Source organism: Pseudomonas sp. C2B4, from assembly GCF_013359695.1.
GTDB lineage: Bacteria > Pseudomonadota > Gammaproteobacteria > Pseudomonadales > Pseudomonadaceae > Aquipseudomonas.
Map to the genome: position 1 here is coordinate 1 of NZ_JABFMU010000124.1, position 1,773 is coordinate 1,773.

The following is a 1,773-nucleotide window of genomic DNA, read 5'->3' on the forward strand; positions in this document are numbered from 1 at the left end:
ACGTGATCGCCGGCATCAACCTGTCGCCCAACCTGGCCTGGTCCCATGACGTCGAGGGTTACGGCCCGAACTTCGATGAAGGCTCCAAAGCCGTCAGCGTCGGGATGGATGCCGATTACCTGAACACCTACACCGCCAGCCTCAGTTACACCAATTACTTCGGCGGCGACTTCAACACCAACGTCGATCGTGACTATGTCGCGCTCAGCTTCGGCGTGAACTTCTGACGCACCACTGGCCGAGGAGCCCGAACAATGAAAACAACAACCATGCTACGCGCCGGCGCACTGACCCTGTCATTGCTGGCTACCAGTGTGTTGGCTGCTGTGTCCCCGCAAGAGGCGGCTCAGCTGGGCAGCACCCTGACGCCCTTGGGCGCAGAAAAAGCCGGCAACGCCGATGGCAGCATTCCGGCCTGGACTGGCGGTCTGAAACCCGGAGCGGCGCCGCTTGACCGAGGCTTTATTGGCGAACCCTTTGCCGCGGACAAACCGAAGTTTGTCATCACGGCCGCCAATGCCGAGCAGTACAAGGACAAGCTGACACCCGGCCAACTGGCGATGTTCAAACGCTACCCGGACAGCTACAAAATCCCGGTCTACAAGACCCAGCGCACCGCCGCCAACCCGCAGGACATCTACGAGATTGCCAAGAAGAGCGCGGTGACCACCCAACTGATCAACGATGGCAGCGGCCTGGCCAATTTCAGCCAGACACGCTACTACCCGTTCCCGATCCCCAAAAGCGGTATCGAAGTCTACTGGAACCACACCAACCGTTATCGCGGCGGCAACATGCTGCGCCAGGCCGCCCAGGCCGCACCGCAAACCAACGGCGCCTACTCCATCGTCGAGTACCAGGATGAACTGGCCTTCCCGCAACTGATGGAAGGCGTCGAGCCCGGTCAGGCCGATAACGTCCTGTATTACTACAAACAGGAAATCACCGCCCCGTCGCGCATGGCCGGCAGTGTGGTGCTGATCCACGAGACCATCGACCAGGTCAAGGAACCGCGTCTGGCCTGGGTCTACAACGCCGGCCAGCGTCGCGTTCGTCGCGCGCCGCAAGTGGCTTACGACGGGCCGGGCAACGGCTCCGACGGCATGCGTACCGCCGACAACACCGACTTGATGAACGGCTCACCGGATCGCTACGACTGGAAACTGATCGGCAAGAAAGAACTGTACATCCCGTACAACAACTACAAGCTGCAATCGCCCAAACTCAAGTACGACGACATCATCAAGCCGGGGCATATCAACCAGGACCTGACCCGTTATGAGCTGCACCGGGTGTGGCATGTGGAGGCCACCCTGAAACCGGGTCAACGCCATGTGTATGCCAAGCGCGACCTGTACTTCGACGAGGACACCTGGCAGATCGCCGAGGTCGATCATTACGACGGTCGCGGACAACTCTGGCGTGTCGGTGAAGGCTATGGCGTCAATGATTACGAACGAGGCGCCGCCGGCTACGCCATGATGGGGATCTACGACCTGATCGCCGGCCGCTACAACGTGCTGGCGATGGTCAACGAGTCCAAGCTGGCACCGCAATATGGCAACGCCGCCAAAATGAATGACTTCACCCCTGCCGCGTTGCGCATCGCCGGTGTGCGCTGATTTTGGGAGCGGTGTTTCAGTTGACACATGTATTGACTGACCCGCCGCCTTCGCGAGCAGGCTCGCTCCCACAAGGGGTCTCTGACGGCCACAGGCTTTGTGTTCACTGAAGATCAAAACTGTGGGAGCGAGCCTGCTCGCGAAAGCGATG

At 60.2% G+C, this 1,773-nt stretch carries 2 protein-coding genes; both read left to right on the plus strand.

What is annotated here, in order from left to right:
• Positions 1 to 227: DUF1302 family protein (locus HNQ83_RS30935; RefSeq protein ID WP_175392629.1), on the plus strand; the 227-nt coding region annotated here is incomplete at its 5' end.
• A 27-nt stretch (positions 228 to 254) separates the two neighbouring features.
• Positions 255 to 1,622 (plus strand): DUF1329 domain-containing protein, encoded by a 1,368-nt coding sequence (locus HNQ83_RS30940; RefSeq protein ID WP_175392630.1) that lies wholly within the window; start codon positions 255 to 257, stop codon positions 1,620 to 1,622.
• Positions 1,623 to 1,773 lie beyond the last annotated feature (151 nt).

What these genes read in the sequence shown, in the direction of transcription:
- HNQ83_RS30940 (WP_175392630.1), top strand. Translation starts at nt 255, where the DNA reads ATGAAAACAACAACCATGCTACGCGCCGGCGCACTGACCCTGTCATTG.